This window comes from Pseudomonas sp. 1L-C-7-B-C1 (genome assembly GCF_057291635.1).
Window position 1 is genome coordinate 19966 of sequence record NZ_JBXAWH010000008.1, and the last position, 23470, is coordinate 43435.

Consider the following 23470-nt stretch of genomic DNA (forward strand, 5'->3'; position numbering starts at 1 on the left):
GAAGCTGACATGCAATTAAATGTAAATGACGCTCAAGCGATCGAAGTTTCCGAACTGACATTTGGCGGCGAATTCAACGAGACGCTGGTTCACCAGGCAGTCGTGGCCTACATGGCTGGCGGTCGTCAGGGCAGCAAGCAGCAAAAGACCCGTTCTGACGTATCCGGTGGCGGTAAACGCCCTTGGCGTCAAAAGGGTACTGGTCGTGCTCGTGCCGGTACTATCCGTAGCCCGATCTGGCGCGGCGGCGGTACCACTTTCGCAGCACGCCCTCAGGATCACTCTCAGAAGCTCAACAAGAAGATGTACCGCGCTGCACTGCGCTCCATCCTTGCTGAACTGGTTCGTACTGATCGTCTGGTCGTGGTTCAGGATTTCGCTGTTGAATCGCCGAAAACCAAAGATCTGCTGGGCAAACTGAACGACATGAGCCTGACCGACGTTTTGATCGTGTCGGACGCTGTTGATCAGAACCTGTACCTGGCTGCTCGTAACCTGCCGCACGTTGACGTGCGTGATGTTCAAGGTTCCGATCCAGTTAGTCTGATCGCATACGACAAGGTGTTGATCACTGTGTCGGCCGTGAAGAAATTCGAGGAGCTGCTGGGATGAACCAGGAACGCGTATTTAAAGTTCTGCTTGGCCCGCACGTTTCCGAGAAGGCTACGGTTCTGGCAGACAAAAAAGGTCAGTTCGTTTTCAAGGTTGCTACTGATGCAACCAAGCTGGAAATCAAGAAGGCCGTCGAAAGCCTGTTCAGCGTGAAAGTAGAGCGTGTCACTACCCTGAATGTCATGGGGAAGACCAAGCGCACTGCTCGCGGTCTGGGCAAGCGTAATGACTGGAAGAAGGCGGTTATCTCCCTTCAGCCAGGCCAAGATCTCGATTTCAGCAGCAGTGCTGAGTAAGGAAGGGGTGCATCATGGCAATCGTTAAATGCAAACCGACTTCCCCTGGCCGCCGTTTTGTGGTCAAGGTGGTCAACCAGGAGCTGCATAAAGGCGCTCCTCACGCACCGCTGCTCGAGAAAAAATCGAAGACTGGTGGTCGTAACAACAATGGCCGCATCACTACTCGTCACATCGGTGGTGGTCATAAGCAGCATTATCGTCTGGTCGATTTCCGTCGTAACGACAAGGATGGCATCTCTGCCACCGTCGAGCGCATTGAATACGATCCAAACCGTACTGCTCACATCGCACTGCTGCTGTACGCAGACGGCGAGCGTCGTTACATCATCGCGCCTAAAGGCGTGAGTGCTGGCGACCAGCTGATCGCGGGCGCTTTGGCTCCAATCAAGCCAGGTAACGCTCTGCAGCTGCGTAACATCCCAGTGGGTTCCACCGTTCACGGCATCGAACTGAAGCCGGGTAAAGGTGCTCAGATCGCTCGTTCTGCTGGTGCGTCTGCACAGCTGATCGCTCGTGAAGGTGTCTACGTGACTCTGCGTCTTCGCTCCGGTGAGATGCGTAAAGTTCTGGCTGAATGCCGTGCGACTCTGGGTGAGGTCTCGAACTCCGAGCACAGCCTGCGTTCGCTGGGTAAAGCTGGTGCCAAACGCTGGCGTGGCGTTCGCCCAACCGTTCGTGGTGTTGCCATGAACCCGGTTGACCACCCACATGGTGGTGGTGAAGGTCGTACCTCTGGTGGTCGTCATCCGGTATCGCCGTGGGGCTTCCCGACTAAGGGCGCGAAGACTCGTGGTAATAAGCGTACCGACAAAATGATCGTCCGTCGTCGCAAGTAAATAGAGGGATACGACAGTGCCACGTTCTCTGAAAAAAGGTCCTTTTATTGATCTTCACCTACTGAAGAAGATCGAAGTGGCGGCGGAAAAGAACGATCGCAAACCAGTTAAGACCTGGTCGCGCCGTTCTATGATCCTGCCACAAATGGTCGGTTTGACCATTGCTGTGCATAACGGTCGTCAGCATGTTCCTGTTCTCGTGAACGAAGACATGGTCGGCCACAAACTAGGCGAGTTTGCCGGTACCCGCACTTATCGTGGGCACGTGGCAGACAAGAAAGCCAAGCGTTAAGGGGTAAGGAACGATGGAAGTAGCCGCTAAGTTGTCGGGCGCTCGAATCTCCGCCCAGAAAGCCCGCTTGGTCGCCGACCAGATCCGCGGGAAGAAGGTGGGCGAAGCGCTCAACCTGTTGGCTTTCAGCAGTAAGAAAGCCGCCGAGATCATCAAGAAAGTGCTGGAGTCGGCCGTAGCCAACGCCGAGCATAACGAAGGCGCAGACGTTGATGACCTCAAGGTCTCCACCGTTTTCGTCAACGAAGGGCGTTCGCTGAAGCGCATCATGCCACGTGCCAAAGGCCGTGCTGATCGCATCGTCAAGCGGTCTTGCCATATCACTGTCAAGGTTGCTGACAAGTAACGGAGTCGAAGAGATGGGTCAGAAAGTACATCCCATTGGCATTCGCCTGGGAATCGTCAAGGAGCACACCTCCGTCTGGTACGCAGACGGTCGGACTTATGCGGACTATTTGTTCGCTGATCTGAAGGTGCGAGAGTATCTCCAAGACAAACTAAAAAGCGCGTCCGTAAGCCGTATCGATATCCATCGTCCGGCGCAGACTGCACGCATCACCATCCACACCGCTCGTCCAGGTATCGTTATCGGGAAGAAAGGTGAAGATGTTGAGAAGCTGCGTCAGGACCTGACCAAGCAAATGGGTGTGCCTGTGCACATCAATATCGAAGAGATCCGTAAGCCGGAGCTCGACGGTATGCTGGTTGCGCAGAGCGTAGCTCAGCAGCTGGAGCGTCGCGTAATGTTCCGTCGCGCTATGAAGCGCGCAGTGCAGAACGCCATGCGCATTGGTGCCAAAGGCATCAAAATCCAAGTGAGCGGTCGTCTCGGCGGTGCTGAAATTGCACGTACTGAATGGTATCGCGAAGGTCGTGTGCCTTTGCACACCCTGCGTGCCGACATCGACTATGCCAACTACGAAGCTCACACCACTTACGGTGTGATCGGTGTAAAGGTTTGGATCTTCAAAGGCGAAGTAATTGGTGGTCGCCAAGAAGAGCTGAAACCGCAAGCACCAGCGCCTCGTAAAAAAGCTGCTAAGTAAGGGGTACGCCAAATGTTGCAACCTAAGCGTACGAAGTTCCGCAAGCAGATGACCGGCCACAACCGTGGTCTGGCATTGCGCGGTAGCAAAGTCAGCTTCGGCGAGTTCGCGCTGAAGTCTGTTGCTCGTGGTCGTCTCACCGCTCGTCAGATCGAGTCAGCGCGTCGTGCACTGACCCGTCACGTTAAACGTGGCGGCAAGATCTGGATCCGTGTATTCCCGGACAAGCCTGTCACCAAAAAGCCTCTCGAAGTTCGGATGGGTAAAGGTAAGGGTAACGTGGAGTACTGGGTTGCCCAGATTCAGCCAGGCAAAGTCCTGTATGAAATCGAGGGTGTTTCCGAAGAGTTGGCGCGTGAGGCTTTCGCCCTGGCTGCTGCAAAGCTGCCGCTCGCCACCTCCTTTGTTAAGCGGACGGTGATGTGATGAAAGCGAATGAACTTCGTGAAAAATCAGCACAGCAACTGAACGAGCAACTGCTCGGCTTGCTGCGCGACCAGTTCAATCTGCGCATGCAGAAAGCAACTGGCCAGTTGGGGCAGTCTCACCTGCTCTCGCAAGTTAAGCGTGACATCGCTCGCGTGAAGACTGTGCTCAACCAGCAGGCAGGTAAGTAATCATGGCTGAAGCCGAAAAAACCGTCCGTACGCTGACTGGCCGTGTCGTCAGCGACAAGATGGACAAGACCATCACCGTACTGATCGAGCGTCGCGTCAAGCACCCAATCTACGGTAAATACGTTAAGCGTTCGACTAAGCTGCACGCGCACGACGAAACCAATCAGTGCCACATCGGCGACAAAGTCACTATTCGTGAAACTCGTCCGATGGCCAAGACCAAATCTTGGGCGCTGGTTGATGTTCTCGAACGCGCTGTGGAAGTCTAAGGGCTAGGGGTCGGAGAAATTATATGATTCAGACTCAATCCATGCTCGATGTGGCCGATAACAGCGGCGCACGCCGCGTTATGTGCATCAAGGTGCTTGGTGGCTCTCATCGTCGTTACGCTGGTATCGGTGACATCATCAAAGTGACCGTCAAGGAAGCAATTCCGCGCGGTAAGGTGAAAAAAGGCCAAGTGATGACTGCAGTAGTAGTCCGCACTCGCCACGGTGTTCGTCGCGCTGACGGCTCCATCATCCGCTTTGACGGCAACGCTGCTGTTCTGTTGAACAACAAGCAAGAGCCGATCGGCACCCGTATCTTTGGGCCAGTGACCCGTGAACTTCGTACTGAGAAGTTCATGAAGATCGTCTCGCTCGCCCCAGAAGTGCTGTAAGGAGATCCGACATGCAAAAGATTCGTCGTGACGACGAGATCATCGTGATCGCCGGCAAAGACAAAGGTAAGCGCGGTAAGGTGCTCAAGGTTCTCGCTGACGACCGTCTGGTCGTTGGTGGGATCAACCTGGTGAAGCGTCATACCAAGCCAAACCCGATGTCGGGCGTACAGGGCGGTATCGTCGAGAAAGAAGCGCCACTGCACGCTTCTAACGTCGCCATTTTCAACGGCGCAACCAACAAAGCTGATCGCGTTGGTTTCAAAGTTGAAGACGGCAAGAAAATTCGTGTCTTCAAGTCGACCCAAAAAGCGGTTGATGCTTGAACACTGCTAGGTAGAAGACCATGGCACGACTAAAAGAGATTTACTGGAAAGAAATCGCACCGAAGCTTAAGGAAGAACTTAAGCTTGCGAACGTGATGGAAGTTCCACGCGTTACCAAGATCACCCTGAACATGGGTCTGGGCGAGGCGATCGGTGACAAGAAAGTCATCGAGCACGCTGTTGCAGACCTGGAAAAAATCACCGGCCAAAAAGTCGTTGTGACGTACGCTCGCAAATCTATCGCAGGCTTTAAAGTCCGTGAAGGTTGGCCGATCGGTGTCAAAGTGACTCTTCGCCGTGAGCGTATGTATGAATTCCTGGATCGTCTGCTGTCGATCTCCCTGCCTCGGGTTCGCGACTTCCGCGGCCTGAATGCCAAGTCCTTCGATGGTCGTGGTAACTACAGCATGGGCGTTAAAGAGCAGATCATTTTCCCGGAAATCGATTACGACAAGATCGATGCCCTGCGCGGTCTGGACATTACCCTGACCACCACTGCTCGTACGGACGAAGAAGGTCGCGCATTGCTGCGTGCTTTCAAGTTCCCGTTCCGCAACTGATTGGAGTAGGACCATGGCCAAGAAGAGCATGAAAAACCGTGAGCTGAAGCGTCAGCTCACCGTTGCCAAGTACGCTACCAAGCGTGCTGCGCTGAAAGCGATCATCGTGGATCTGAACGCAAGTCCAGAAGCACGCTGGGAAGCTACGGTCGCCCTGCAGAAGCAACCACGTGACGCAAGTGCCTCGCGCATGCGTAACCGTTGCCGCCTGACAGGTCGTCCGCACGGCGTGTACCGCAAGTTCGGCCTCGGCCGTAACATGCTGCGTCAAGCAGCAATGCGTGGCGACGTACCAGGTCTGGTTAAAGCCAGCTGGTAAGCTGTTATTCACGCACTGCGTCCGTTGGGTTCACCTTGAATCCATGGGCGCAGAGCCTGAATTTGAATCAAGCCCCTTTTGGGGCTTGATTCATTTCTGGGGTGCGCCTAGAATTGCCGGCTCGCCAGAGCCCGTGCTTGCACGTGCCCGAAATTTTGAGGCGATAGGTTGCAGCCGTAAGGCTCATTTTTTTTGTATCAGGAGCGTCTAGCCCATGAGTATGCAGGACCCGTTAGCGGACATGCTAACTCGTATCCGTAATGCCCAGATGGCTGAAAAGCCCGTCGTAAGCATGCCATCCTCCACGTTGAAGGTGGCTGTAGCCAAAGTCCTGAAGGACGAAGGTTACATTGCGGGTTATCAGATCAGCAGCGAAACCAAGCCGTTGCTATCCATCGAGCTGAAGTACTTCGAAGGCCGTCCGGTCATCGAAGAAGTGAAGCGCGTTAGCCGTCCAGGCCTGCGTCAGTACAAGTCCGTCGATGAGTTGCCAAAAGTTCGTGGCGGCCTCGGTGTGTCTATCGTCTCCACCAACAAAGGTGTGATGACGGATCGTGCTGCGCGCGCTGCCGGTGTCGGCGGCGAAGTGCTTTGCACTGTGTTCTAAGGGGGGATAAGCATGTCACGCGTAGCTAAGAACCCCGTTAAGTTGCCAGCAGGCGTCGAAGTTAAACTCGTCGGCCAGCAGCTTTCGGTGAAGGGTGCCAAGGGCACTCTAGACCTGAACATTCATTCGGCCGTTGAAATTGTTGAAGAGGCTGGTGAGCTGCGTTTCGCTGCTCGCAATGGCGATCAACAAACTCGCGCAATGGCTGGTACCACTCGTGCGTTGGTAAACAACATGGTCCAAGGCGTAAGCCAAGGCTTCGAGCGCAAGCTCCAGCTGGTCGGTGTTGGTTACAAAGCGCAAGCAAAAGGCACGGTGCTGAACCTGGCCCTTGGCTTCTCGCACCCAGTGGACTACGAATTGCCGGAAGGCATCACCGCTGAGACTCCCAACCAAACCGATATCGTGATCCGCGGTATCGACAAGCAGTTGGTTGGTCAAGTGGCCGCTGAGATCCGCGACTTCCGCCGTCCAGAGCCGTATAAAGGCAAAGGCGTGCGTTACGCGGACGAAGTCGTCCGTCGTAAAGAAGCCAAGAAGAAGTAGGGCATAGCAAATGACCGTCAAAAAAGTTACCCGACTGCGTCGCGCTCGCAAAGCACGCCTGAAAATGCACGAACTCGAAGTCGTGCGTCTCTGCGTGTACCGCTCTTCGCAGCACATTTATGCCCAGGTCATCTCGGCCGACGGCAGCAAAGTCTTGGCAAACGCCTCGACTTTGGACAAAGAACTGCGTGATGGCGCCACTGGCAACATCGACGCGGCCACTAAAGTTGGCCAGCTGATCGCTGAGCGTGCGAAAGCCGCCGGTGTATCGCAAGTGGCTTTTGATCGTTCTGGCTTCAAGTACCACGGTCGCGTTAAGGCGCTGGCTGATGCTGCTCGTGAAGGCGGGCTGGAGTTCTAAGTTATGTCAAATAACGACCAAAAACGCGACGAAGGCTACATCGAGAAGCTGGTTCAAGTTAATCGCGTAGCAAAAACCGTTAAAGGCGGCCGTATCTTCACCTTCACCGCGTTGACCGTGGTTGGTGATGGTAAAGGGCGCGTTGGCTTCGGCCGTGGCAAGTCACGTGAAGTGCCTGCCGCGATCCAGAAGGCAATGGAAGCTGCTCGCCGCAACATGATCCAGGTTGATCTGAACGGCACTACGCTGCAGTACGCCATCAAGTCCGCTCATGGGGCTTCGAAGGTTTACATGCAGCCTGCGTCGGAAGGTACTGGCATCATCGCTGGCGGTGCAATGCGCGCCGTCCTCGAAGTTGCTGGCGTCCACAACGTTCTGGCCAAGTGCTACGGTTCGACTAACCCGGTCAACGTTGTTCACGCAACGTTCAAGGGTTTGAAAACCATGCAGTCCCCTGAGTCCATCGCTGCTAAACGCGGCCTGAACGTCCAGGAGATCTTCTGATCATGGCTACCGTTAAAGTAACGCTGATCAAAAGCATGACCGGCCGCATCCCTAACCACAAATTGTGCGTTAAGGGTTTGGGTCTGCGTCGCATCGGTCACACTGTAGAAGTCGTTGATACCCCGGAAAACCGTGGGATGATCAACAAGGCTTACTACATGCTGCGCGTCGAGGGTTAATCGATGAAACTCAATGATCTGAGTCCAGCGCCGGGTTCCCGTCGCGAAAAGCATCGTCCGGGCCGTGGTATCGGTAGCGGTTTGGGTAAGACCGGTGGCCGTGGCCACAAAGGTCAGACCTCCCGCTCCGGTGGCACCATTGCTCCGGGCTTCGAAGGCGGCCAACAGCCGTTGCATCGTCGTCTGCCTAAGTTCGGCTTCGTCTCTTTGAAAGCTATGGATCGTGCTGAAGTTCGCACCTCCGAGCTGGCTAAAGTAGAAGGCGTCGTCACTGTGCAGTCCCTGAAGGATGCCAACGTGATCAACCAAAACGTGCAGCGTGTGAAAATCATGCTGTCCGGTGAGGTTACTCGCGCAGTCACCCTCAAAGGTATCGCAGCCACCAAAGGTGCGCGTGCGGCTATCGAAGCAGCTGGCGGCAAGTTCGAGGAATAAATGGCTAAGCAAGGTGCTCTCTCAGCGCTAGGCAAAAGCGGCGGGTTGTCCGAACTCTGGGCTCGTCTGCGTTTCCTGTTCCTGGCGATTATCGTCTATCGGATCGGTGCGCATATCCCAGTTCCGGGTATCAACCCTGACCGACTGGCGGACCTGTTTCGACAGAATGAGGGGACCATTCTTAGCTTGTTCAACATGTTTTCCGGCGGTGCGCTGGAGCGCATGAGCATCTTTGCACTGGGGATCATGCCGTATATCTCGGCATCGATCATCATGCAGCTCATGACCGCAGTCAGCCCACAGCTGGAGCAGTTGAAGAAGGAAGGTGAGGCTGGTCGTCGTAAGATCAGCCAGTACACCCGCTATGGCACCGTCGTCCTGGCCTTGGTTCAAGCCATTGGCATGTCCATTGGTTTGGCCGGTCAGGGCGTTGCGTTCTCAGCAGATATCGGCTTCCACTTCGTTGCAGTTACCACGTTTGTTGCTGGTGCACTGTTCATGATGTGGCTGGGCGAGCAGATAACTGAGCGCGGTGTTGGCAACGGTATCTCGATGTTGATTTTTTCGGGTATCGTCGCCGGTCTTCCGAGGGCGATCGGGCAGTCTTTCGAGTCTGCGCGTCAAGGTGATATCAATATCTTCGCTTTGGTCGCCATCGGTTTGCTGGCAGTAGCGATCATCGGTTTCGTGGTATTCATCGAGCGTGGTCAGCGTCGTATTGCTGTTCACTACGCCAAGCGTCAGCAGGGCCGCAAGGTCTTCGCAGCGCAGACGAGCCACTTGCCCTTGAAAGTGAACATGGCGGGCGTAATTCCTGCCATCTTCGCGAGCAGCATCTTGCTGTTTCCGGCTTCGCTGGGTGCCTGGTTCGGTCAGTCTGAGGGTATGGGCTGGTTGCAGGACATCTCGCAGTCGATCGCACCTGGTCAGCCGTTGAATATTCTGCTGTTTAGTGCAGGGATTATTTTCTTCTGCTTCTTCTATACGGCGTTGATGTTCAATCCGAAAGACGTAGCGGAAAACCTGAAGAAGTCCGGTGCCTTTATTCCGGGCATTCGTCCTGGTGAGCAGTCTGCACGCTATATTGATGGCGTTCTGACTCGTCTGACCATGTTCGGTGCTCTCTACATGATGGCCGTATGCCTGCTTCCACAGTTTCTCGTGGTCGCTGCAAACGTGCCGTTTTACCTTGGCGGGACCTCGTTGCTGATCGTGGTCGTGGTTGTGATGGACTTCATGTCCCAAGTGCAATCGCACCTCGTTTCGCACCAGTATGAATCCCTGATGAAGAAAGCCAACCTGAAGGGCTACGGCAGCGGCATGCTGCGCTGAAGCACCCATAAGGTTCGAGGAGTTGGTGATGAAAGTTCGTGCATCGGTGAAAAAGCTGTGCCGCAACTGCAAGATTATTCGCCGCGAAGGTGTTGTTCGAGTAATTTGCAGCGCGGAACCACGTCACAAGCAGCGCCAAGGCTAAATGTGATCTGTGCTAAAAGCCCAGCAGCTAGTGCGCTGCTGGGTTGATTATTTGTTATTACAGCGATATTATCTCGCGCCCTATTTCTTGGCTTCCGGGGCGTAGGTAGCTGTCAATTGGAGTCCCACTGAATGGCCCGTATTGCAGGCGTTAACATTCCAGATAACAAGCATACTGTTATCTCGCTGACCTACATCTATGGTGTTGGTCGCACAACTGCACACAAAATCTGTGCTACTACCGGGGTCAACCCGGCGGTAAAGATCAAAGATCTGAGCGACGAGCAGATTGAACAGCTGCGTGGCGAAGTCGCGAAGTTCACCACTGAAGGTGATCTGCGTCGCGAAATCAACATGAAAATCAAGCGCTTGATGGACCTCGGTTGCTATCGCGGTCTGCGTCATCGTCGTGGTCTTCCAGTGCGCGGTCAGCGTACCAAGACTAACGCGCGTACCCGTAAAGGTCCGCGTAAGCCGATCCGCAAGTAATCGCCCCAGCGAATCGACAGGAATTAAATCATGGCAAAACCTGCTGCTCGTCCTCGTAAAAAAGTTAAAAAGACAGTGGTTGATGGCATCGCCCACATCCATGCATCTTTTAACAACACAATCGTGACCATCACCGACCGTCAAGGTAACGCTCTTTCCTGGGCAACCTCCGGTGGTTCGGGTTTCCGCGGTTCTCGCAAGTCCACGCCGTTTGCTGCTCAAGTAGCTGCTGAACGTGCTGGTCAAGCTGCGCTGGAATACGGCCTGAAAAACCTCGACGTCAACGTCAAAGGTCCAGGTCCAGGTCGTGAATCTGCTGTCCGTGCTTTGAACGGCTGCGGCTACAAGATCGCCAGCATCACCGACGTGACGCCAATCCCGCATAACGGGTGCCGTCCGCCGAAGAAGCGCCGCGTGTAATCCAGGAGATTGTAAAGAATGGCTCGTTACATTGGTCCAAAATGCAAACTCGCTCGTCGTGAAGGCACCGATCTCTTTCTGAAGAGCGGCGTGCGCGCGATCGAATCGAAGTGCAACATCGAAGCAGCACCTGGTATCCACGGCCAGCGCCGCGGTCGCCAGTCCGACTACGGCACCCAACTGCGTGAAAAGCAGAAAGTCCGTCGTATTTATGGCGTTCTCGAGCGTCAGTTCAGCGGTTACTACAAAGAAGCTGCCGGCAAGAAAGGCGCAACTGGTGAGAACCTGCTGCAACTGCTCGAATGCCGTCTGGACAACGTTGTATACCGCATGGGCTTCGGTTCGACTCGTGCCGAATCGCGTCAGCTGGTATCGCACAAGTCGGTAAGCGTAAACGGCAAAACCGTGAACGTTCCGTCCTACCAGGTCCGTGCTGGTGACGTAGTGGCAATTCGCGAAAAAGCGAAGAACCAACTGCGTATTGTCCAGGCTCTCGATCTGTGTGCCCAACGTGGCCGCGTAGAATGGGTAGAAGTAGACACTGAGAAAAAATCTGGCGTCTTCAAAAGCGTCCCAGCCCGCAGTGATCTGTCCGCCGACATCAACGAAAGCCTGATTGTCGAGCTCTACTCCAAGTAAGGGCTAGAAAATAGGTGCATCCATGCAGATTTCGGTAAATGAGTTCCTGACACCCCGCCACATTGATGTGCAGGTTGTCAGTCCGACCCGCGCCAAAATCACTCTCGAGCCTCTCGAGCGTGGTTTCGGCCATACCCTGGGCAACGCGCTGCGCCGCATCCTGTTGTCCTCCATGCCCGGCTGTGCAGTAGTCGAGGCCGAGATTGACGGTGTACTCCATGAGTACAGCGCCATCGAAGGCGTACAGGAAGATGTCATTGAAATCCTGTTGAACCTTAAAGGTCTGGCTATCAAGCTGCACGGTCGAGACGAAGTTACGCTGACCTTGTCGAAGAAGGGTTCGGGGGTGGTTACCGCTGCCGATATTCAGCTGGATCATGATGTCGAGATCGTTAACCCCGATCACGTAATCGCTAACCTGGCGTCTAACGGCGCCCTGAACATGAAGCTCGTTGTAGCTCGTGGTCGCGGTTATGAACCAGCAGACTCGCGTCAGAGCGATGAAGACGAAAGCCGCAGCATTGGTCGCTTGCAGCTCGATTCTTCGTTCAGCCCGGTTCGTCGCATTGCATACGTGGTGGAAAACGCCCGTGTCGAGCAACGTACCAACCTGGACAAGCTGGTTATCGATCTGGAAACCAACGGTACTCTGGATCCTGAAGAGGCTATCCGTCGTGCAGCAACCATCCTGCAACAGCAGTTGGCTGCGTTCGTCGACCTTAAAGGTGACAGCGAACCCGTTGTAGTCGAACAGGAAGACGAGATCGATCCGATCCTGCTTCGTCCGGTTGACGATTTGGAACTGACCGTACGTTCGGCCAACTGCCTTAAGGCGGAGAACATTTACTACATCGGCGACCTGATTCAGCGCACCGAAGTAGAACTGTTGAAGACTCCGAACCTGGGCAAGAAATCCTTGACCGAGATCAAGGACGTTCTGGCTTCTCGTGGTCTCTCCCTCGGCATGCGCCTCGACAACTGGCCGCCTGCAAGTCTTAAGAAGGACGACAAGGCGACTGCCTGATCGTCGTAATCACCGAACGTAGTGTTTGGTAAGGAATGAACCATGCGTCATCGTAAAAGTGGACGTCACCTGAGCCGTACCAGCTCTCACCGTAAGGCTATGTTCCAAAACATGGCGGTGTCGCTGTTCGAGCACGAGCTGATCAAAACTACCCTGCCGAAAGCCAAAGAACTGCGTCGCGTTGCTGAGCCGCTGATCACCTTGGCCAAGATTGACAGCGTTGCTAACCGTCGTCTGGCATTTGACCGTACCCGTTCGAAAGAAATGGTCGGCAAACTGTTCAACGATCTGGGCAAGCGTTACGCAACTCGTGAGGGTGGCTACCTGCGCATCCTCAAGTGTGGCTTCCGCGCTGGCGACAACGCGCCAATGGCGTACGTCGAACTGGTTGATCGTCCTGTCGGTGGCTCTGTAGAAGCCGCTGAATAAGACATCAGTCACTACAAAAAACCGGGCCCAGTGCCCGGTTTTTTGTTGTCTGCAACAAAGCCATCTTGGATGGCCGGAATTCGCTCAATCAGCGGTGATTCTAAGTGATAAACGGAACCCTCCTCATTTACCCGTCTTTTCGGTACCAAATGTCCGAATTTCGCCGGATTTCTATGTTTATTTGCTATGCCGTAGGGTGACCAACCAGGCTGGTTGGTTCAAACTAACGCCTTTCACCAAGAGATGGACGGCGATGCAAGGCCACCCGGATGTAATTGATTACCTCAACACGCTGCTGACCGGCGAACTCGCTGCGCGCGACCAGTATTTTGTCCACTCGCGGATGTACGAAGATTGGGGTTTCAGCAAGCTGTACGAACGTATCAACCACGAGATGGAAGAAGAGGCTCAACACGCTGACGCGTTGATGCGCCGGATTCTGATGCTCGAAGGCACCCCACGCATGCGTCCTGACGACTTGGATGTGGGCACCACGGTCCCCGAGATGCTCGCCAGCGACCTTCGTCTGGAATACAAGGTGCGAGCCGCGCTGTGCAAAGGCATCGCGCTCTGTGAGCAGCACAGGGATTACGTAAGCCGTGACATCCTCCGCATTCAACTCGCCGACACGGAAGAAGATCACACCTATTGGCTTGAAAAACAGCTGGGCCTGATCAAATTCATCGGCCTCGAGAATTATCTCCAGTCGCAGTTCTGAGAACTGAAACCGCTGATACAAAAAAGCCCCTGCCGCATATCGCGACCGGGGCTTTTTATTAGGACGATGCAATCAAGCGCGATCGCGCTCCAGAAGTGGCTTCAGGTAGTGGCCGGTGTAGGACTGTTTCATGCCCGCCACCTGCTCTGGCGTACCGGTTGCGATGATCTGTCCGCCTTTCGAACCGCCTTCGGGGCCCAGGTCGACCAGCCAATCGGCTGTCTTGATCACATCCAGGTTGTGCTCGATAACAACAACCGTGTTGCCGTGGTCGCGAAGTCGATGCAAGACGTCCAGCAGTTGCTGAATATCCGCGAAGTGCAGGCCGGTGGTGGGCTCGTCGAGGATGTACAAGGTTTTGCCGGTGTCACGCTTTGACAGCTCGCGCGACAGCTTCACCCGCTGCGCTTCACCACCCGAAAGCGTAGTCGCTGACTGGCCCAGCTTGATATAGGACAGACCCACATCCATCAGCGTTTGCAATTTCCGAGCGAGGGCAGGCACGGCGTCGAAAAACGCCCTCGCTTCCTCGATCGTCATCTCCAGGACCTCGTGAACGTTCTTGCCCTTGTACTTCACCTCAAGGGTTTCACGGTTGTATCGCTTGCTCTTGCACACATCGCAAGGGACGTAAATGTCAGGCAGAAAATGCATCTCGACCTTGATCAGGCCGTCACCTTGGCACGCTTCGCAGCGACCACCCTTGACGTTGAAGGAGAATCGGCCGGGTCCGTAACCCCGGGATCTTGATTCAGGCACGCCCGCGAACAGCTCACGGATTGGCGTAAACAGCCCGGTGTACGTCGCAGGGTTGGATCGCGGCGTACGTCCAATAGGGCTCTGGTCAATATCAACGACTTTGTCCAGGTGCTGCAGGCCGTCAATGCTGTCGTGCGCCGACGCCTCGAGCGTTGTTGCTCCATTGAGTGCAGTGGCACTGAGCGGGAACAGGGTGTTGTTGATCAGCGTCGACTTGCCCGAGCCCGACACGCCTGTCACGCAGGTCAGCAAGCCAATCGGTATTTCGAGATCGACATTGCGCAGGTTGTTGCCCCGCGCGCCTTTGAGTTTGAGCGACAGCTTTTTATTACGAGGCGTTCGCTTGGGAGGCACGGCGATCTTCACCCGGCCCGACAGGTATTTACCCGTCAGAGAGTCCGGATGATCCATCACTTCCTGTGGCGTGCCTTCCGCGACAATATTGCCGCCATGCACGCCTGCACCCGGACCGATGTCGACCACATAGTCAGCCAGTCGAATTGCGTCTTCGTCGTGCTCAACCACGATCACCGTGTTACCGATGTCTCGCAGGTGCCGCAAGGTGTCCAGCAGCCGATCGTTATCGCGCTGATGCAGGCCGATTGAAGGCTCATCGAGGATATACATCACGCCGACGAGGCCTGCGCCGATTTGGCTGGCCAGACGAATTCGCTGCGCCTCGCCACCGGAGAGCGTGTCGGCGCTGCGGTCCAGTGTCAGATAGTCCAACCCGACGTTGACGAGGAACTGCAGGCGCTCGCGAATTTCCTTGAGAATCTTGTCGGCAATCTCACCGCGGCGGCCCGTCAGCTTCAACTCACCAAAGTAGTGGGTAGCGTCGCCAATTGGCATGTTGGTAACGGCTGGAAGTGTCTTCTCACCAACCCATACGTGACGTGCCTCTCGGCGCAACCGCGTGCCACGGCACTCGGGGCAAGGCTGCGTGCTGAGAAACTTCGCCAACTCCTCGCGAACCGTGGTCGATTCGGTTTCGCGATAGCGCCGCTCGAGGTTGGGAACGATGCCTTCAAACGGGTGCGCACGTTTAACGATGTCGCCGCGGTCGTTAAGGTAACGGAAATCAACGCTGTCCTTACCGCTGCCGCCGAGCAGCACCTTCTGCAAATCCGCAGGCAGTTCCTTGAACGGCACCTCAAGGCTGAAGCGGTAATGTTTTGCCAGCGAGCCGAGCATCTGGAAGTAATAGACGTTTCGCCTGTCCCAGCCACGAATCGCGCCTTCTGCCAGCGTGAGTTCGCCATTGACCAGGCGTTTGGTGTCGAAGAATTGCTTCACGCCCAGCCCGTCGCAGGTCGGACATGCGCCTGCAGGGTTGTTGAACGAGAACAGCTTTGGTTCCAGCTCGCTGATCGCATGGCCACAGATCGGGCAGGCGAAGCGTGCGGAAAAAATGATCTCTTCGCCGGGCTCGTCGTCCATCGGCGCCACCAGCGCGATGCCGTCAGCCAGCTTCAGCGCTGTCTCAAAGGATTCGGCCAAACGCTGTTGCAGGTCCGAGCGCACCTTGAAGCGGTCAACCACGACATCGATCGAGTGCTTCTTCTGTTTATCAAGTTTTGGCAGTTCGTCCAGCTCGCACAGCCGGCCATTCACCCGAGCGCGCACGAAACCTTGGGCGCGAAGCTCTTCGAAGACTGCCAGGTGCTCGCCTTTGCGCTCCCGTACCACGGGGGCAAGCAGCATCAGTTTGGCGCCTTCCGGCTGGGCCAGGACCAGGTCGACCATCTGACTGACGGTTTGCGCCTCCAGAGGAATGTCGTGATCCGGGCAACGCGGCTGACCCACCCGCGCATATAGCAAACGCAGGTAGTCGTAGATCTCGGTGATGGTGCCGACGGTCGAGCGTGGGTTGTGGGACGTGGACTTTTGCTCGATGGAAATGGCGGGCGACAGACCTTCGATCGTATCGACGTCCGGCTTCTCCATCATCGACAGGAACTGGCGCGCGTAGGCGGACAGCGATTCGACGTAGCGACGCTGGCCCTCGGCATAGAGCGTATCGAACGCGAGGGACGATTTTCCTGAGCCGGACAATCCGGTGATGACGATCAGCTTGTCGCGTGGAAGGGTCAGGTCGATGTTCTTCAGGTTGTGGGTTCGAGCCCCACGAATCAAGATCTTGTCCAAAGCTGGCCTCGCACGGCGGGCGTGTAAAACGTGGAAGTATACGGGCAAATACTGGATGGATACACACTATTGAAGTTGGCGCTGCCTCACCCGGAAAAAAGAAACTTCCTGCGATGCGCGGCAAACCGTCGTATGTGCTCTCAACGATGGGACTGGTAGAATCGCCGCCGGTTCATACGAGGTTCCTTCATGCACGATTCTCACAGCGAGCGCATGAGCGGCAGCGAAACCCGCGCCGCGGGCGGTCTGGCGCTGGTGTTCGCCTTCCGTATGCTTGGCATGTTCATGGTGCTGCCCGTACTTGCCACTTACGGAATGGACCTGGCCGGCGCAAGCCCGGCACTCATCGGTCTGGCCATCGGCGCGTACGGCCTGACACAAGCGGTGTTGCAGATTCCGTTTGGCATCATCTCGGATCGCATTGGCCGTCGCCCCGTCATTTATCTGGGCCTGATCGTGTTTGCGCTCGGCAGCGTGCTGGCGGCCGAGTCCACCTCCATCTGGGGCGTAATCGCCGGTCGGGTTTTGCAAGGCGCGGGTGCTATTTCCGCTGCGGTCATGGCGTTGCTTTCCGATCTGACCCGCGAGCAGCACCGCACCAAAGCCATGGCCATGATTGGCATGACGATTGGCGTGTCCTTCGCCGTTGCGATGGTGGTCGGCCCCATTCTGACCAGTGCATTCGGATTGTCAGGTCTGTTTCTGGCGACGGGCGCGATGGCGCTTGTCGGCGTGGCGATCGTTGCCTTCGTCGTGCCCAAGTCCACGGTAACCCTGCAGCACCGCGAATCCGGTCTGGCGCGACAGGCGCTGGGGGCGACGCTTCGTCATCCTGACCTGTTGCGTCTGGATCTGGGTATCTTCGCGTTGCACGCCATGCTGATGTCCAGTTTCGTGGCGTTGCCATTGGCGCTGGTCGAAAAAGCCGGCCTGCCCAAAGAGCAGCACTGGTGGGTCTATCTGACTGCGCTGCTGATTTCTTTCTTCGCGATGATCCCTTTCATCATCTACGGCGAAAAGAAACGTCAGATGAAGCGTGTTTTGCTCGGCGCCGTGCTGGTGCTGATGCTCACTGAGCTATTCTTCTGGGAGTTCGGCGACACGCTGCGAGCGCTGGTCATCGGCACGGTGGTCTTCTTTACCGCATTCAATTTGCTCGAAGCGTCGTTGCCGTCGCTGATCAGCAAAGTGTCACCGGCGGGTGGGAAGGGCACGGCGATGGGGATTTATTCCACCAGTCAGTTCCTGGGTTCTGCTGCCGGGGGCATCTTGGGAGGATGGCTTTTCCAGCACGGCGGACTGAATGTGGTGTTCCTGGGAGGCGCCGGGCTGGCCGCCATCTGGCTCGCGTTTGCTGTTACCATGCGCGAACCTCCCTACGTAACCAGCCTTCGCTTGCCGTTGTCGCCCGAGGCTCAACGCGACACAGGCCTTGCCGATCGCGTGTTGGCCGTACGTGGAGTAACAGATGCAGTAGTGGTTGCCGACGAGGCTGCCATCTATATCAAATTTGACAAAGAACTGTTGGATCGGGCGTCTTTCGACGAAGTGGTCAATCCAGCGTCGGAAACGTGTGAAGCCTAGGAGAACGTTATGGCCCGTGGGGTTAACAAAGTCATATTGGTCGGCACATGCGGCCAGGATCCCGAAGTCCGCTACATGCCTAACGGTAATGCCGTGACCAACCTGAGTCTGGCAACGAGCGAACAGTGGACCGACAAGCAAACCGGTCAGAAGGTCGAGAAGACCGAATGGCACCGTGTTTCGATGTTCGGCAAGGTCGCCGAGATCGCCGGCGAGTACCTGCGCAAGGGTTCGCAGGTCTATATCGAAGGCAAGCTGCAGACCCGCGAGTGGGAGAAAGACGGCATCAAGCGTTACACGACTGAAATCGTCGTCGACATGCAAGGCACCATGCAGTTGCTCGGTGGCCGTCCTCAAGGCGATGGCGCTCCTCAGGGCCAGGGTGGTGGCGGTTATCAGAACAACCAGAACTCCGCGCCGCGTCCGCAGCAGCAGGCCCGCCCGCAGCAGTCCGCTCCTCAGCCACAGCGTGAATCACGTCCTGCGCCTCAACAAGCGCCGCAGCCAGCGCCTGATTTCGACAGCTTCGATGACGATATTCCGTTCTAACCTACATAAGATGAAAGTGTAAAGGTAAATTGAGTCAAGGCTGTCTAAAAGCCCCGCTTGTCAAAACCTTTTCAGGAAAAATAGCCCTCTGAGCCGTAAAGCTATGAGGGCTTTTTTTTGCCCGTCGTAAAGGTCCTGAAAATTGACTACACAAAGACTAGGTGTAAAGTTAAAAGTCTACATAAGATCTCGTAAAGGAATGGGTGGTGTATGGACGTAAAAATGGTACGACACCCCTCCGGGCAGAACCTACCCATTCTCGTTGACGATGATGGCTTGCCGATTCCACTCGCAAATGAGTGGATCCTCCAGAGGCGTGATCTCAGTCCCAACACCCTCACAAGAAACCTTAGAGAGCTGGCGATTTTTTATGCGTGGCTCGAATCACTCAACATTGATTTCCTTGCTCGTATTGATGGTGACAGCATATTTACCGAGGCAGAGCTGGCCGGTAGCTTATGTGAGAGATTGCGTTTAACGGCAAAGGTTGATCTGGGCCAAGCGGGTGTAGCGGCTATCGTTCAGGGGATCAAGGTTGCGGTGTCGCCTCTGACGTTCAAGTTGCGCCTCATCACTGTGCGTCAGTTCATCAGTTGGTGCTTCCGATTCAAAATGGCAAAATTGGCATCGGGCGATCCTGTGTTTCTTCGAATTCAAGCGCATAAAGAGCACGTTGATAAAATTCTAAGCGATCAAGAGATTAGTAATCCGCCCCAAAATAAGTCTGTTACCAAAGGGCTTCGTGATCACGAAGTAGTCGCGCTAGTTTGGTGTGTGGACTTTAGGAATCCGGATGCGTATGGCCTGAATGAACACGTAAGGTTTAGAAACTTTATCATCGTAATGACTATGCTAACTTTCGGTCTACGGCCAGCAGAGGTTCTTACCCTGAGAGTCGGTGACGTAGAGTTCGGCAGCGTCACGGCGCTGAGGGTATTCAGGCGAGCAGCAGATCCGAACGACACGAGAAGCCCGCAGCCGAGGGTTAAGCGGAATGGCCGCGATATAGAGATGCAGGTGCCGACCTTCATCAATTTGATTGAAGAGTATATTGAAATTCATCGCGAAAGCGTAATGGAGCGCTACGGGAAGAATCATGACTACCTGATCATTTCTGATGAGGGTGATCCTTTGCATGGTAACAGTATATCTAATTACTTCCAGATCATTCGTCAAAAATTCAGAGACCGGCTGCCGTCAAATCTGACACCGAAATCGCTTCGGCATACATATTCAAGCCGAACTGAGCGTGATATGGCTCAGCGTGGTGTCCCTGAAGATGAGCGTAAACAAATTTTGGCCTATCTTCGAGGGGATAGTAGTACGCGTTCTCAGGAAGTTTATATTTCAGGTGAGATTATTCGGCAGGCTGTTGCTGTTCAGTCTAAATATCATGATGTGCTGATGCAAAGCTTTTTAGAGTACACAAATCATGAATGAAGTATTTAGAAGTCAGGAAGTAGAAGGAGTTGCTCAGGCTGCACGGATAGATTTGGTAAGCCAGCTGGAACCAATACCTAAATCCGTTATTAGCAGAGAGGGGCATGTAGTCGATACGAGTGGTTTGCGATGGCATATGCCGAATACAAGTGGCAGATCTGCGATCCTGAATTTCAAGCGCATACATAATCTGAAATTCCGCTATGCACTGATGCGTTACTGCGCCCACGTAATTAAAACTATTTCGGCGAGTTATGCCTATAGTGTTTGGGTGGACTGCCATCGATTTCTCCTGTTGCGGTACCCAGAGTTTAACCGGGCAGATATCCCAGATTTTGAGCAGGAGCTGATAAATTGTTACGAAAAAATGATTTCTGCTACGAGGCAGGAGCATAAGCTTTATCAAGTTCCTCGAACTAAATCATTTTATCTGTGGTGCTGTCAATACCTCACGGAGGTGGGGTTCAGTGCCGAATACGGAAGCGTCTTGGAAGTCCTCAAAATACCAGGCGGTCCAAAAGGCGAAGCGGTTAAAAATGAGGACGTGGATGCTGGCCCTCTGCATCGCACCTATGAGCTGCAACCACTCTATAATGCGCTCCATACGGCCACGTGTAGTAGTCTTGCCGAGCAGGAGCAACGTGCTGCGCTGGCTCTGTTCATTGCTCATGGCAGAAATCCTGCAAATCTATCGTGGTTGCGTGAGAGCGATCTTATAAATGTAGCCCCTGGACTGGACGAACCATGCTGGGTAATAAGATATCCAAGGATCAAAAAACGGTTGCTCAATCCTAGGGATGACTTTGTAGAAGTACACCTCCCTAATGAGTTTGTTCCTTACATTCAGTATCTTATTGCCGCCAATCGCCGTGTTCACGCATTGAGTCGGGTAGGGGGTGAGGCTGGGGAATTCGATATACCGCTATTTTTCAATAAGTCCGGTAATACAGCGGCTATGGCCTCTGGGTATCGTGAAGCATATTTCAACTATGACTCAGGCTATTTTGCACTCCTGCTTCAAGACTTTGTATTGAGGCAGAAGATTGTATCCCCTCTTACTAATGCACTGTTGCACCTTAGTCCTAGGCGCCTTCGCTACACTTTAGCAACAAATCTGGTAAAGGATGGAGCTACCCAACGCCAGCTCGCGCAGATTCTCGATCATACTGACCTTCAACACGTTCAAGTTTACTTCGACCTCGCTGGTGATATCGTAGAACTACTAGACAAAACGCTTATCGGCCCGTACGCACAGATGCTTCGCTTCTTCAAAGGCGAATTCATTATGCCTGGCCAGAAAGCAGTGAACGATGACGACACAGGAAAACATATTCCATTTGTCTATATTGAGGATGCACCAAACATCGATTTAGGTGTCTGCGGAAAACACTCGCTCTGTGCGTTGCACCCCCCATACTCCTGTTATAAGTGTCCAAAATTCCAGGCTTATCTTGACGCGGATCATGCTTCCGTACTGGAATATCTTATGAATCAGCGCGAGGAAAAATTTAAGTTTGCAGATAAACGGATAGCAGGTCAGATGGACGAAATTATTCATGCCGTAGCGCAAGTTGTTGAGAAGTGTAAAGAAGTTAAGAAAGGGGCGCGTTGATGGCTAAGGTCGCTGCATTTTTAAGTAGACTTGAGCAAGATCGTGCTACGAATCTTGCGCTGTTGGTTAATAAAGCCCAAATGCTTGGTATGCAGGGATTTGAAGATATTGTCTGGGGAGAGCCTAGTTGGATTTTTACAGCTGGGCCAATGACGTTGCTCTCGGCTAAACGATCTGGATCGCCTAGCATCTATTTTCGGCATGCTCCTAAGATAGGGGCGCATCCGTTGGAAGGGGACTGGGAGTCCGCTGCCAAGTCGTTGTTCTGCCTTAGGGCGCATCGTTCAAATCAGAAGATCAGCAATCATCAGTCATTTGTAACCGCTATAAGTTATATAAGCCATTGTGTGGGGGGGAACAATCGTCTCCTTTCTAGGATGATGCCTGAAGATTTGGATGAAGCGTGTCGGCTCATATCAGAGCATTACCAAGAGTCGACGGCTTATAATCTGCACAAAGCAATTAACGAGTTCGCCGCGCACTGTGATGCGAACCAGCTTTGTAATATCAGGTTCGAGTACAAATACTCAGGGCTAAAGCGCCCAGCGAATGCCGGTGGGGTGTCTCAGACGCGACTGGATGCACCTCAGAACTTGGAGCAGACCAGTGGTGACCGGATCATCGATCTGGAGGTTTTTGAGCTCATTGGAATGCTTTACCAGAATGTGCCAACGGGCCATAAATATCGGATGTATGTTCTGATGCTCGTAATGCTTGCGTGCATTGGGAGGCGTTTCAGTGAGATAGCGACATTGCCGGTGCAGGTGGTAGGAGTCGATGCTGAGGGTAGAAGATACCTGGGTTATTTCCTGATGAAGACGAGTAAAGGCGATAACGCTCATCCTATTGATAAGGTATGGCTGCCAACAGATGCTGTTAGCATCGTTGAGGACGTAGTCTCTGAGCTGACAGATATCACCCAGGCCGCGCGCTCCACTGCGGAGGTGATGCGAGCTAAGGGTGGTCCTGATTTGCGCTGGATTGAGCCCTATGCTGAGGATCACAGATTTTACATTGCCGATCTTGAGGAGCTGGGGTTCAGCTTCAACGTGTTGCGCCCGACCGGCTGGCTCACAACGAACGGTCATACCTTTCCAGATCCGGATAAGTTGACGTCTCAAGGACGGCGACCGGCTAACCCATCTCGGTTCACCACCAAGCAGGGTCTGATTGCCTACTGCCGCAGCACCTTTGATCCTCGATTAAATGATCCTGTGCGCATAGCTACGACGAATAAGACCTACTATCAAGAGAATCTATTTTTTATCCGTTACCAAGGTATGTCCTCTGGAGCGGTCTCCGTATGTGTTGTCACCACCGTTACGCACTCAATGTTCGCGACGTTTCTTCGCGATCATCTTGAACCGCTTGCTGCTAAATATTGTGATGACAGCATGAAGCCTAATTTTTCAAGTCATGACTTTAGGCACACCATTAATACGCTGTTAAATGATGGCGGGATGAGTGATTTTGTTCAAACCAAATGGTTTGGTCGAAAGTATGCAAATGATACAAAGGCTTATCAGCATACCTCTCGTGAAAAACGAGCGTTGATTTATCAAGAAAAAATCCGTGAAGGAAAGATTGGTGGGGTTGTAGCAGACAACTACATGAAGCTTCCGGTTGAGCATAAAGAAGCATATCTGAAAGCAAAAATCACAGGTGTTCACGAGCTTGGGACCGGGATGTGCACACGCAACCTCTCTCAATCGCCTTGCCCAAATCACCTAGAATGCCATGCCAAATGCTCGGATTTTTCTTGGGAGAAGGACAATGATGATAAGAAGGCTGGCATCGTCCGTGCCTTTGAGATCGAAGTCGTTCAGTACGAGAATGCTATGACAAAATCTCAGTCCAACAGGCAAGGTGAGAGCCACCAGTGGATGGCTCATTCTCAGAAGAAGATCGAGACCCTCACCTCCATGCTAAGTGATTTCGAGATGGATGCTGATGCGATCAAGGCGAAAGTACTGGGAGCGTAGC

The 23470-nt window shown here is 54.0% G+C and carries 33 protein-coding genes; 32 read left to right on the top strand and 1 reads right to left on the bottom strand.

The annotated features are described in order from the left end of the window. Positions 1 to 9 precede the first annotated feature (9 nt). The 27 genes from rplD (at position 10) to bfr (ending at position 13395) form a co-directional block, all read left to right on the top strand. Entirely contained in the window at positions 10 to 612 is a 603-nt protein-coding gene (rplD, locus tag AC0Z8Z_RS13665) for a 50S ribosomal protein L4 (protein ID WP_037017717.1), read from the top strand. Then, positions 609 to 908, top strand: a complete 300-nt coding sequence (gene rplW, locus AC0Z8Z_RS13670) for a 50S ribosomal protein L23 (RefSeq protein ID WP_065988457.1) — start codon at positions 609 to 611, stop codon at positions 906 to 908. Before rplD ends, rplW begins: the two co-directional genes overlap by 4 nt. A gap of 14 nt (positions 909 to 922) precedes the next feature. Continuing rightward, positions 923 to 1747, top strand: coding sequence for a 50S ribosomal protein L2 (rplB, locus tag AC0Z8Z_RS13675; protein ID WP_003176423.1), 825 nt, complete (start codon positions 923 to 925; stop codon positions 1745 to 1747). 16 nt (positions 1748 to 1763) lie between these two features. Beyond that, a complete protein-coding gene (gene rpsS / locus AC0Z8Z_RS13680; RefSeq protein ID WP_002555486.1) occupies positions 1764 to 2039 on the top strand; it encodes a 30S ribosomal protein S19 in 276 nt (91 codons plus the stop codon). A gap of 13 nt (positions 2040 to 2052) precedes the next feature. Further along, positions 2053 to 2385, top strand: coding sequence for a 50S ribosomal protein L22 (gene rplV, locus AC0Z8Z_RS13685; protein WP_003210077.1), 333 nt, complete (start codon positions 2053 to 2055; stop codon positions 2383 to 2385). Positions 2386 to 2398: 13 nt separating this feature from the next. After that, complete coding sequence (gene rpsC, locus AC0Z8Z_RS13690; protein ID WP_003176422.1) at positions 2399 to 3085, top strand: 30S ribosomal protein S3; 687 nt, start codon at positions 2399 to 2401, stop codon at positions 3083 to 3085. 12 nt (positions 3086 to 3097) lie between these two features. Beyond that, a complete protein-coding gene (gene rplP / locus AC0Z8Z_RS13695; RefSeq protein ID WP_003186052.1) occupies positions 3098 to 3511 on the top strand; it encodes a 50S ribosomal protein L16 in 414 nt (137 codons plus the stop codon). Continuing rightward, positions 3511 to 3702 carry a 50S ribosomal protein L29 gene (gene rpmC / locus AC0Z8Z_RS13700; protein ID WP_002555481.1) on the top strand — a complete coding sequence of 64 codons (192 nt, stop codon included), beginning with the start codon at positions 3511 to 3513 and terminating at the stop codon, positions 3700 to 3702. The genes rplP and rpmC overlap by 1 nt, the downstream gene beginning before the upstream one ends. Before the next feature lie 2 nt (positions 3703 to 3704). Next, positions 3705 to 3971, top strand: coding sequence for a 30S ribosomal protein S17 (gene rpsQ, locus AC0Z8Z_RS13705; RefSeq protein ID WP_003194644.1), 267 nt, complete (start codon positions 3705 to 3707; stop codon positions 3969 to 3971). Between the two features lie 23 nt (positions 3972 to 3994). After that, positions 3995 to 4363: a 50S ribosomal protein L14 gene (rplN, locus tag AC0Z8Z_RS13710; RefSeq protein ID WP_002555479.1), complete on the top strand. Its 369-nt coding sequence runs from the start codon at positions 3995 to 3997 to the stop codon at positions 4361 to 4363. 11 nt (positions 4364 to 4374) lie between these two features. Continuing rightward, the gene (rplX, locus tag AC0Z8Z_RS13715; protein ID WP_002555478.1) at positions 4375 to 4689 is read left to right on the top strand and encodes a 50S ribosomal protein L24; all 315 of its coding nucleotides are present in this window, start codon (positions 4375 to 4377) and stop codon (positions 4687 to 4689) included. A 20-nt stretch (positions 4690 to 4709) separates the two neighbouring features. Then, the gene (gene rplE / locus AC0Z8Z_RS13720; RefSeq protein WP_172609875.1) at positions 4710 to 5249 is read left to right on the top strand and encodes a 50S ribosomal protein L5; all 540 of its coding nucleotides are present in this window, start codon (positions 4710 to 4712) and stop codon (positions 5247 to 5249) included. 13 nt (positions 5250 to 5262) lie between these two features. Then, complete coding sequence (gene rpsN, locus AC0Z8Z_RS13725) at positions 5263 to 5568, top strand: 30S ribosomal protein S14 (protein ID WP_003186042.1); 306 nt, start codon at positions 5263 to 5265, stop codon at positions 5566 to 5568. 214 nt (positions 5569 to 5782) lie between these two features. After that, a complete protein-coding gene (gene rpsH, locus AC0Z8Z_RS13730) occupies positions 5783 to 6175 on the top strand; it encodes a 30S ribosomal protein S8 (protein WP_037017722.1) in 393 nt (130 codons plus the stop codon). 12 nt (positions 6176 to 6187) lie between these two features. Next, complete coding sequence (gene rplF, locus AC0Z8Z_RS13735; RefSeq protein WP_122536825.1) at positions 6188 to 6721, top strand: 50S ribosomal protein L6; 534 nt, start codon at positions 6188 to 6190, stop codon at positions 6719 to 6721. A gap of 10 nt (positions 6722 to 6731) precedes the next feature. Further along, the gene (rplR, locus tag AC0Z8Z_RS13740; RefSeq protein ID WP_037017727.1) at positions 6732 to 7082 is read left to right on the top strand and encodes a 50S ribosomal protein L18; all 351 of its coding nucleotides are present in this window, start codon (positions 6732 to 6734) and stop codon (positions 7080 to 7082) included. Between the two features lie 3 nt (positions 7083 to 7085). Further along, on the top strand, positions 7086 to 7586 hold the full coding sequence (gene rpsE / locus AC0Z8Z_RS13745) for a 30S ribosomal protein S5 (protein ID WP_037017729.1): 501 nt from the start codon (positions 7086 to 7088) through the stop codon (positions 7584 to 7586). Between the two features lie 2 nt (positions 7587 to 7588). Further along, entirely contained in the window at positions 7589 to 7765 is a 177-nt protein-coding gene (rpmD, locus tag AC0Z8Z_RS13750) for a 50S ribosomal protein L30 (RefSeq protein ID WP_028621547.1), read from the top strand. Between the two features lie 3 nt (positions 7766 to 7768). After that, positions 7769 to 8200 (top strand): 50S ribosomal protein L15, encoded by a 432-nt coding sequence (gene rplO, locus AC0Z8Z_RS13755; RefSeq protein WP_037017733.1) that lies wholly within the window; start codon positions 7769 to 7771, stop codon positions 8198 to 8200. Then, on the top strand, positions 8201 to 9532 hold the full coding sequence (gene secY / locus AC0Z8Z_RS13760; protein WP_065988454.1) for a preprotein translocase subunit SecY: 1332 nt from the start codon (positions 8201 to 8203) through the stop codon (positions 9530 to 9532). A 28-nt stretch (positions 9533 to 9560) separates the two neighbouring features. Then, positions 9561 to 9677: a 50S ribosomal protein L36 gene (rpmJ, locus tag AC0Z8Z_RS13765; protein WP_002555468.1), complete on the top strand. Its 117-nt coding sequence runs from the start codon at positions 9561 to 9563 to the stop codon at positions 9675 to 9677. A 131-nt stretch (positions 9678 to 9808) separates the two neighbouring features. Further along, positions 9809 to 10165, top strand: coding sequence for a 30S ribosomal protein S13 (gene rpsM, locus AC0Z8Z_RS13770; RefSeq protein WP_037017739.1), 357 nt, complete (start codon positions 9809 to 9811; stop codon positions 10163 to 10165). Positions 10166 to 10195: 30 nt separating this feature from the next. Then, on the top strand, positions 10196 to 10585 hold the full coding sequence (gene rpsK, locus AC0Z8Z_RS13775; RefSeq protein WP_002555466.1) for a 30S ribosomal protein S11: 390 nt from the start codon (positions 10196 to 10198) through the stop codon (positions 10583 to 10585). Between the two features lie 18 nt (positions 10586 to 10603). Beyond that, complete coding sequence (gene rpsD / locus AC0Z8Z_RS13780) at positions 10604 to 11224, top strand: 30S ribosomal protein S4 (protein WP_037017742.1); 621 nt, start codon at positions 10604 to 10606, stop codon at positions 11222 to 11224. A 22-nt stretch (positions 11225 to 11246) separates the two neighbouring features. Continuing rightward, positions 11247 to 12248, top strand: a complete 1002-nt coding sequence (locus AC0Z8Z_RS13785; protein ID WP_007970428.1) for a DNA-directed RNA polymerase subunit alpha — start codon at positions 11247 to 11249, stop codon at positions 12246 to 12248. Positions 12249 to 12290: 42 nt separating this feature from the next. Beyond that, a complete protein-coding gene (rplQ, locus tag AC0Z8Z_RS13790; RefSeq protein ID WP_074891753.1) occupies positions 12291 to 12677 on the top strand; it encodes a 50S ribosomal protein L17 in 387 nt (128 codons plus the stop codon). Between the two features lie 253 nt (positions 12678 to 12930). Next, a complete protein-coding gene (bfr, locus tag AC0Z8Z_RS13795; protein WP_485619462.1) occupies positions 12931 to 13395 on the top strand; it encodes a bacterioferritin in 465 nt (154 codons plus the stop codon). Between the two features lie 72 nt (positions 13396 to 13467). On the opposite strand, the gene uvrA is transcribed toward bfr, so the two are convergent. Continuing rightward, positions 13468 to 16302, bottom strand: a complete 2835-nt coding sequence (gene uvrA, locus AC0Z8Z_RS13800; RefSeq protein WP_485619463.1) for an excinuclease ABC subunit UvrA — start codon at positions 16300 to 16302, stop codon at positions 13468 to 13470. A 189-nt stretch (positions 16303 to 16491) separates the two neighbouring features. Here uvrA and AC0Z8Z_RS13805 point away from each other — a divergent pair, with 189 nt between their 5' ends. The 5 genes from AC0Z8Z_RS13805 to AC0Z8Z_RS13825 all read left to right on the top strand — a co-directional run bounded on the left by AC0Z8Z_RS13805 (position 16492) and on the right by AC0Z8Z_RS13825 (position 23469). Then, positions 16492 to 17886 (top strand): MFS transporter, encoded by a 1395-nt coding sequence (locus AC0Z8Z_RS13805; protein WP_485619464.1) that lies wholly within the window; start codon positions 16492 to 16494, stop codon positions 17884 to 17886. A 9-nt stretch (positions 17887 to 17895) separates the two neighbouring features. Then, positions 17896 to 18435, top strand: coding sequence for a single-stranded DNA-binding protein (locus AC0Z8Z_RS13810; protein WP_122536829.1), 540 nt, complete (start codon positions 17896 to 17898; stop codon positions 18433 to 18435). 210 nt (positions 18436 to 18645) lie between these two features. Then, on the top strand, positions 18646 to 19875 hold the full coding sequence (locus AC0Z8Z_RS13815) for a tyrosine-type recombinase/integrase (RefSeq protein WP_485619465.1): 1230 nt from the start codon (positions 18646 to 18648) through the stop codon (positions 19873 to 19875). Continuing rightward, a complete protein-coding gene (locus tag AC0Z8Z_RS13820) occupies positions 19868 to 21487 on the top strand; it encodes a tyrosine-type recombinase/integrase (RefSeq protein WP_485619466.1) in 1620 nt (539 codons plus the stop codon). Before AC0Z8Z_RS13815 ends, AC0Z8Z_RS13820 begins: the two co-directional genes overlap by 8 nt. Continuing rightward, entirely contained in the window at positions 21487 to 23469 is a 1983-nt protein-coding gene (locus AC0Z8Z_RS13825) for an integrase (protein WP_485619467.1), read from the top strand. The genes AC0Z8Z_RS13820 and AC0Z8Z_RS13825 overlap by 1 nt, the downstream gene beginning before the upstream one ends. Position 23470: the final 1 nt, after the last annotated feature.

Coding starts and splice junctions, on each gene's coding strand:
- rplO (WP_037017733.1), top strand. CDS start 7,769: ATGAAACTCAATGATCTGAGTCCAGCGCCGGGTTCCCGTCGCGAAAAG.
- rplX (WP_002555478.1), top strand. CDS start 4,375: ATGCAAAAGATTCGTCGTGACGACGAGATCATCGTGATCGCCGGCAAA.
- rplP (WP_003186052.1), top strand. CDS start 3,098: ATGTTGCAACCTAAGCGTACGAAGTTCCGCAAGCAGATGACCGGCCAC.
- rpmD (WP_028621547.1), top strand. CDS start 7,589: ATGGCTACCGTTAAAGTAACGCTGATCAAAAGCATGACCGGCCGCATC.
- AC0Z8Z_RS13825 (WP_485619467.1), top strand. CDS start 21,487: ATGGCTAAGGTCGCTGCATTTTTAAGTAGACTTGAGCAAGATCGTGCT.
- rpsK (WP_002555466.1), top strand. CDS start 10,196: ATGGCAAAACCTGCTGCTCGTCCTCGTAAAAAAGTTAAAAAGACAGTG.
- bfr (WP_485619462.1), top strand. CDS start 12,931: ATGCAAGGCCACCCGGATGTAATTGATTACCTCAACACGCTGCTGACC.
- rpsQ (WP_003194644.1), top strand. CDS start 3,705: ATGGCTGAAGCCGAAAAAACCGTCCGTACGCTGACTGGCCGTGTCGTC.
- AC0Z8Z_RS13815 (WP_485619465.1), top strand. CDS start 18,646: ATGGACGTAAAAATGGTACGACACCCCTCCGGGCAGAACCTACCCATT.
- rplQ (WP_074891753.1), top strand. CDS start 12,291: ATGCGTCATCGTAAAAGTGGACGTCACCTGAGCCGTACCAGCTCTCAC.
- rpsE (WP_037017729.1), top strand. CDS start 7,086: ATGTCAAATAACGACCAAAAACGCGACGAAGGCTACATCGAGAAGCTG.
- rpmJ (WP_002555468.1), top strand. CDS start 9,561: ATGAAAGTTCGTGCATCGGTGAAAAAGCTGTGCCGCAACTGCAAGATT.
- rplB (WP_003176423.1), top strand. CDS start 923: ATGGCAATCGTTAAATGCAAACCGACTTCCCCTGGCCGCCGTTTTGTG.
- AC0Z8Z_RS13820 (WP_485619466.1), top strand. CDS start 19,868: ATGAATGAAGTATTTAGAAGTCAGGAAGTAGAAGGAGTTGCTCAGGCT.
- secY (WP_065988454.1), top strand. CDS start 8,201: ATGGCTAAGCAAGGTGCTCTCTCAGCGCTAGGCAAAAGCGGCGGGTTG.
- AC0Z8Z_RS13810 (WP_122536829.1), top strand. CDS start 17,896: ATGGCCCGTGGGGTTAACAAAGTCATATTGGTCGGCACATGCGGCCAG.
- rplW (WP_065988457.1), top strand. CDS start 609: ATGAACCAGGAACGCGTATTTAAAGTTCTGCTTGGCCCGCACGTTTCC.
- rpsD (WP_037017742.1), top strand. CDS start 10,604: ATGGCTCGTTACATTGGTCCAAAATGCAAACTCGCTCGTCGTGAAGGC.
- rplN (WP_002555479.1), top strand. CDS start 3,995: ATGATTCAGACTCAATCCATGCTCGATGTGGCCGATAACAGCGGCGCA.
- rpsN (WP_003186042.1), top strand. CDS start 5,263: ATGGCCAAGAAGAGCATGAAAAACCGTGAGCTGAAGCGTCAGCTCACC.
- AC0Z8Z_RS13785 (WP_007970428.1), top strand. CDS start 11,247: ATGCAGATTTCGGTAAATGAGTTCCTGACACCCCGCCACATTGATGTG.
- rplV (WP_003210077.1), top strand. CDS start 2,053: ATGGAAGTAGCCGCTAAGTTGTCGGGCGCTCGAATCTCCGCCCAGAAA.
- rplF (WP_122536825.1), top strand. CDS start 6,188: ATGTCACGCGTAGCTAAGAACCCCGTTAAGTTGCCAGCAGGCGTCGAA.
- rpmC (WP_002555481.1), top strand. CDS start 3,511: ATGAAAGCGAATGAACTTCGTGAAAAATCAGCACAGCAACTGAACGAG.
- rplE (WP_172609875.1), top strand. CDS start 4,710: ATGGCACGACTAAAAGAGATTTACTGGAAAGAAATCGCACCGAAGCTT.
- rpsC (WP_003176422.1), top strand. CDS start 2,399: ATGGGTCAGAAAGTACATCCCATTGGCATTCGCCTGGGAATCGTCAAG.
- AC0Z8Z_RS13805 (WP_485619464.1), top strand. CDS start 16,492: ATGCACGATTCTCACAGCGAGCGCATGAGCGGCAGCGAAACCCGCGCC.
- rplD (WP_037017717.1), top strand. CDS start 10: ATGCAATTAAATGTAAATGACGCTCAAGCGATCGAAGTTTCCGAACTG.
- rplR (WP_037017727.1), top strand. CDS start 6,732: ATGACCGTCAAAAAAGTTACCCGACTGCGTCGCGCTCGCAAAGCACGC.
- rpsH (WP_037017722.1), top strand. CDS start 5,783: ATGAGTATGCAGGACCCGTTAGCGGACATGCTAACTCGTATCCGTAAT.
- rpsM (WP_037017739.1), top strand. CDS start 9,809: ATGGCCCGTATTGCAGGCGTTAACATTCCAGATAACAAGCATACTGTT.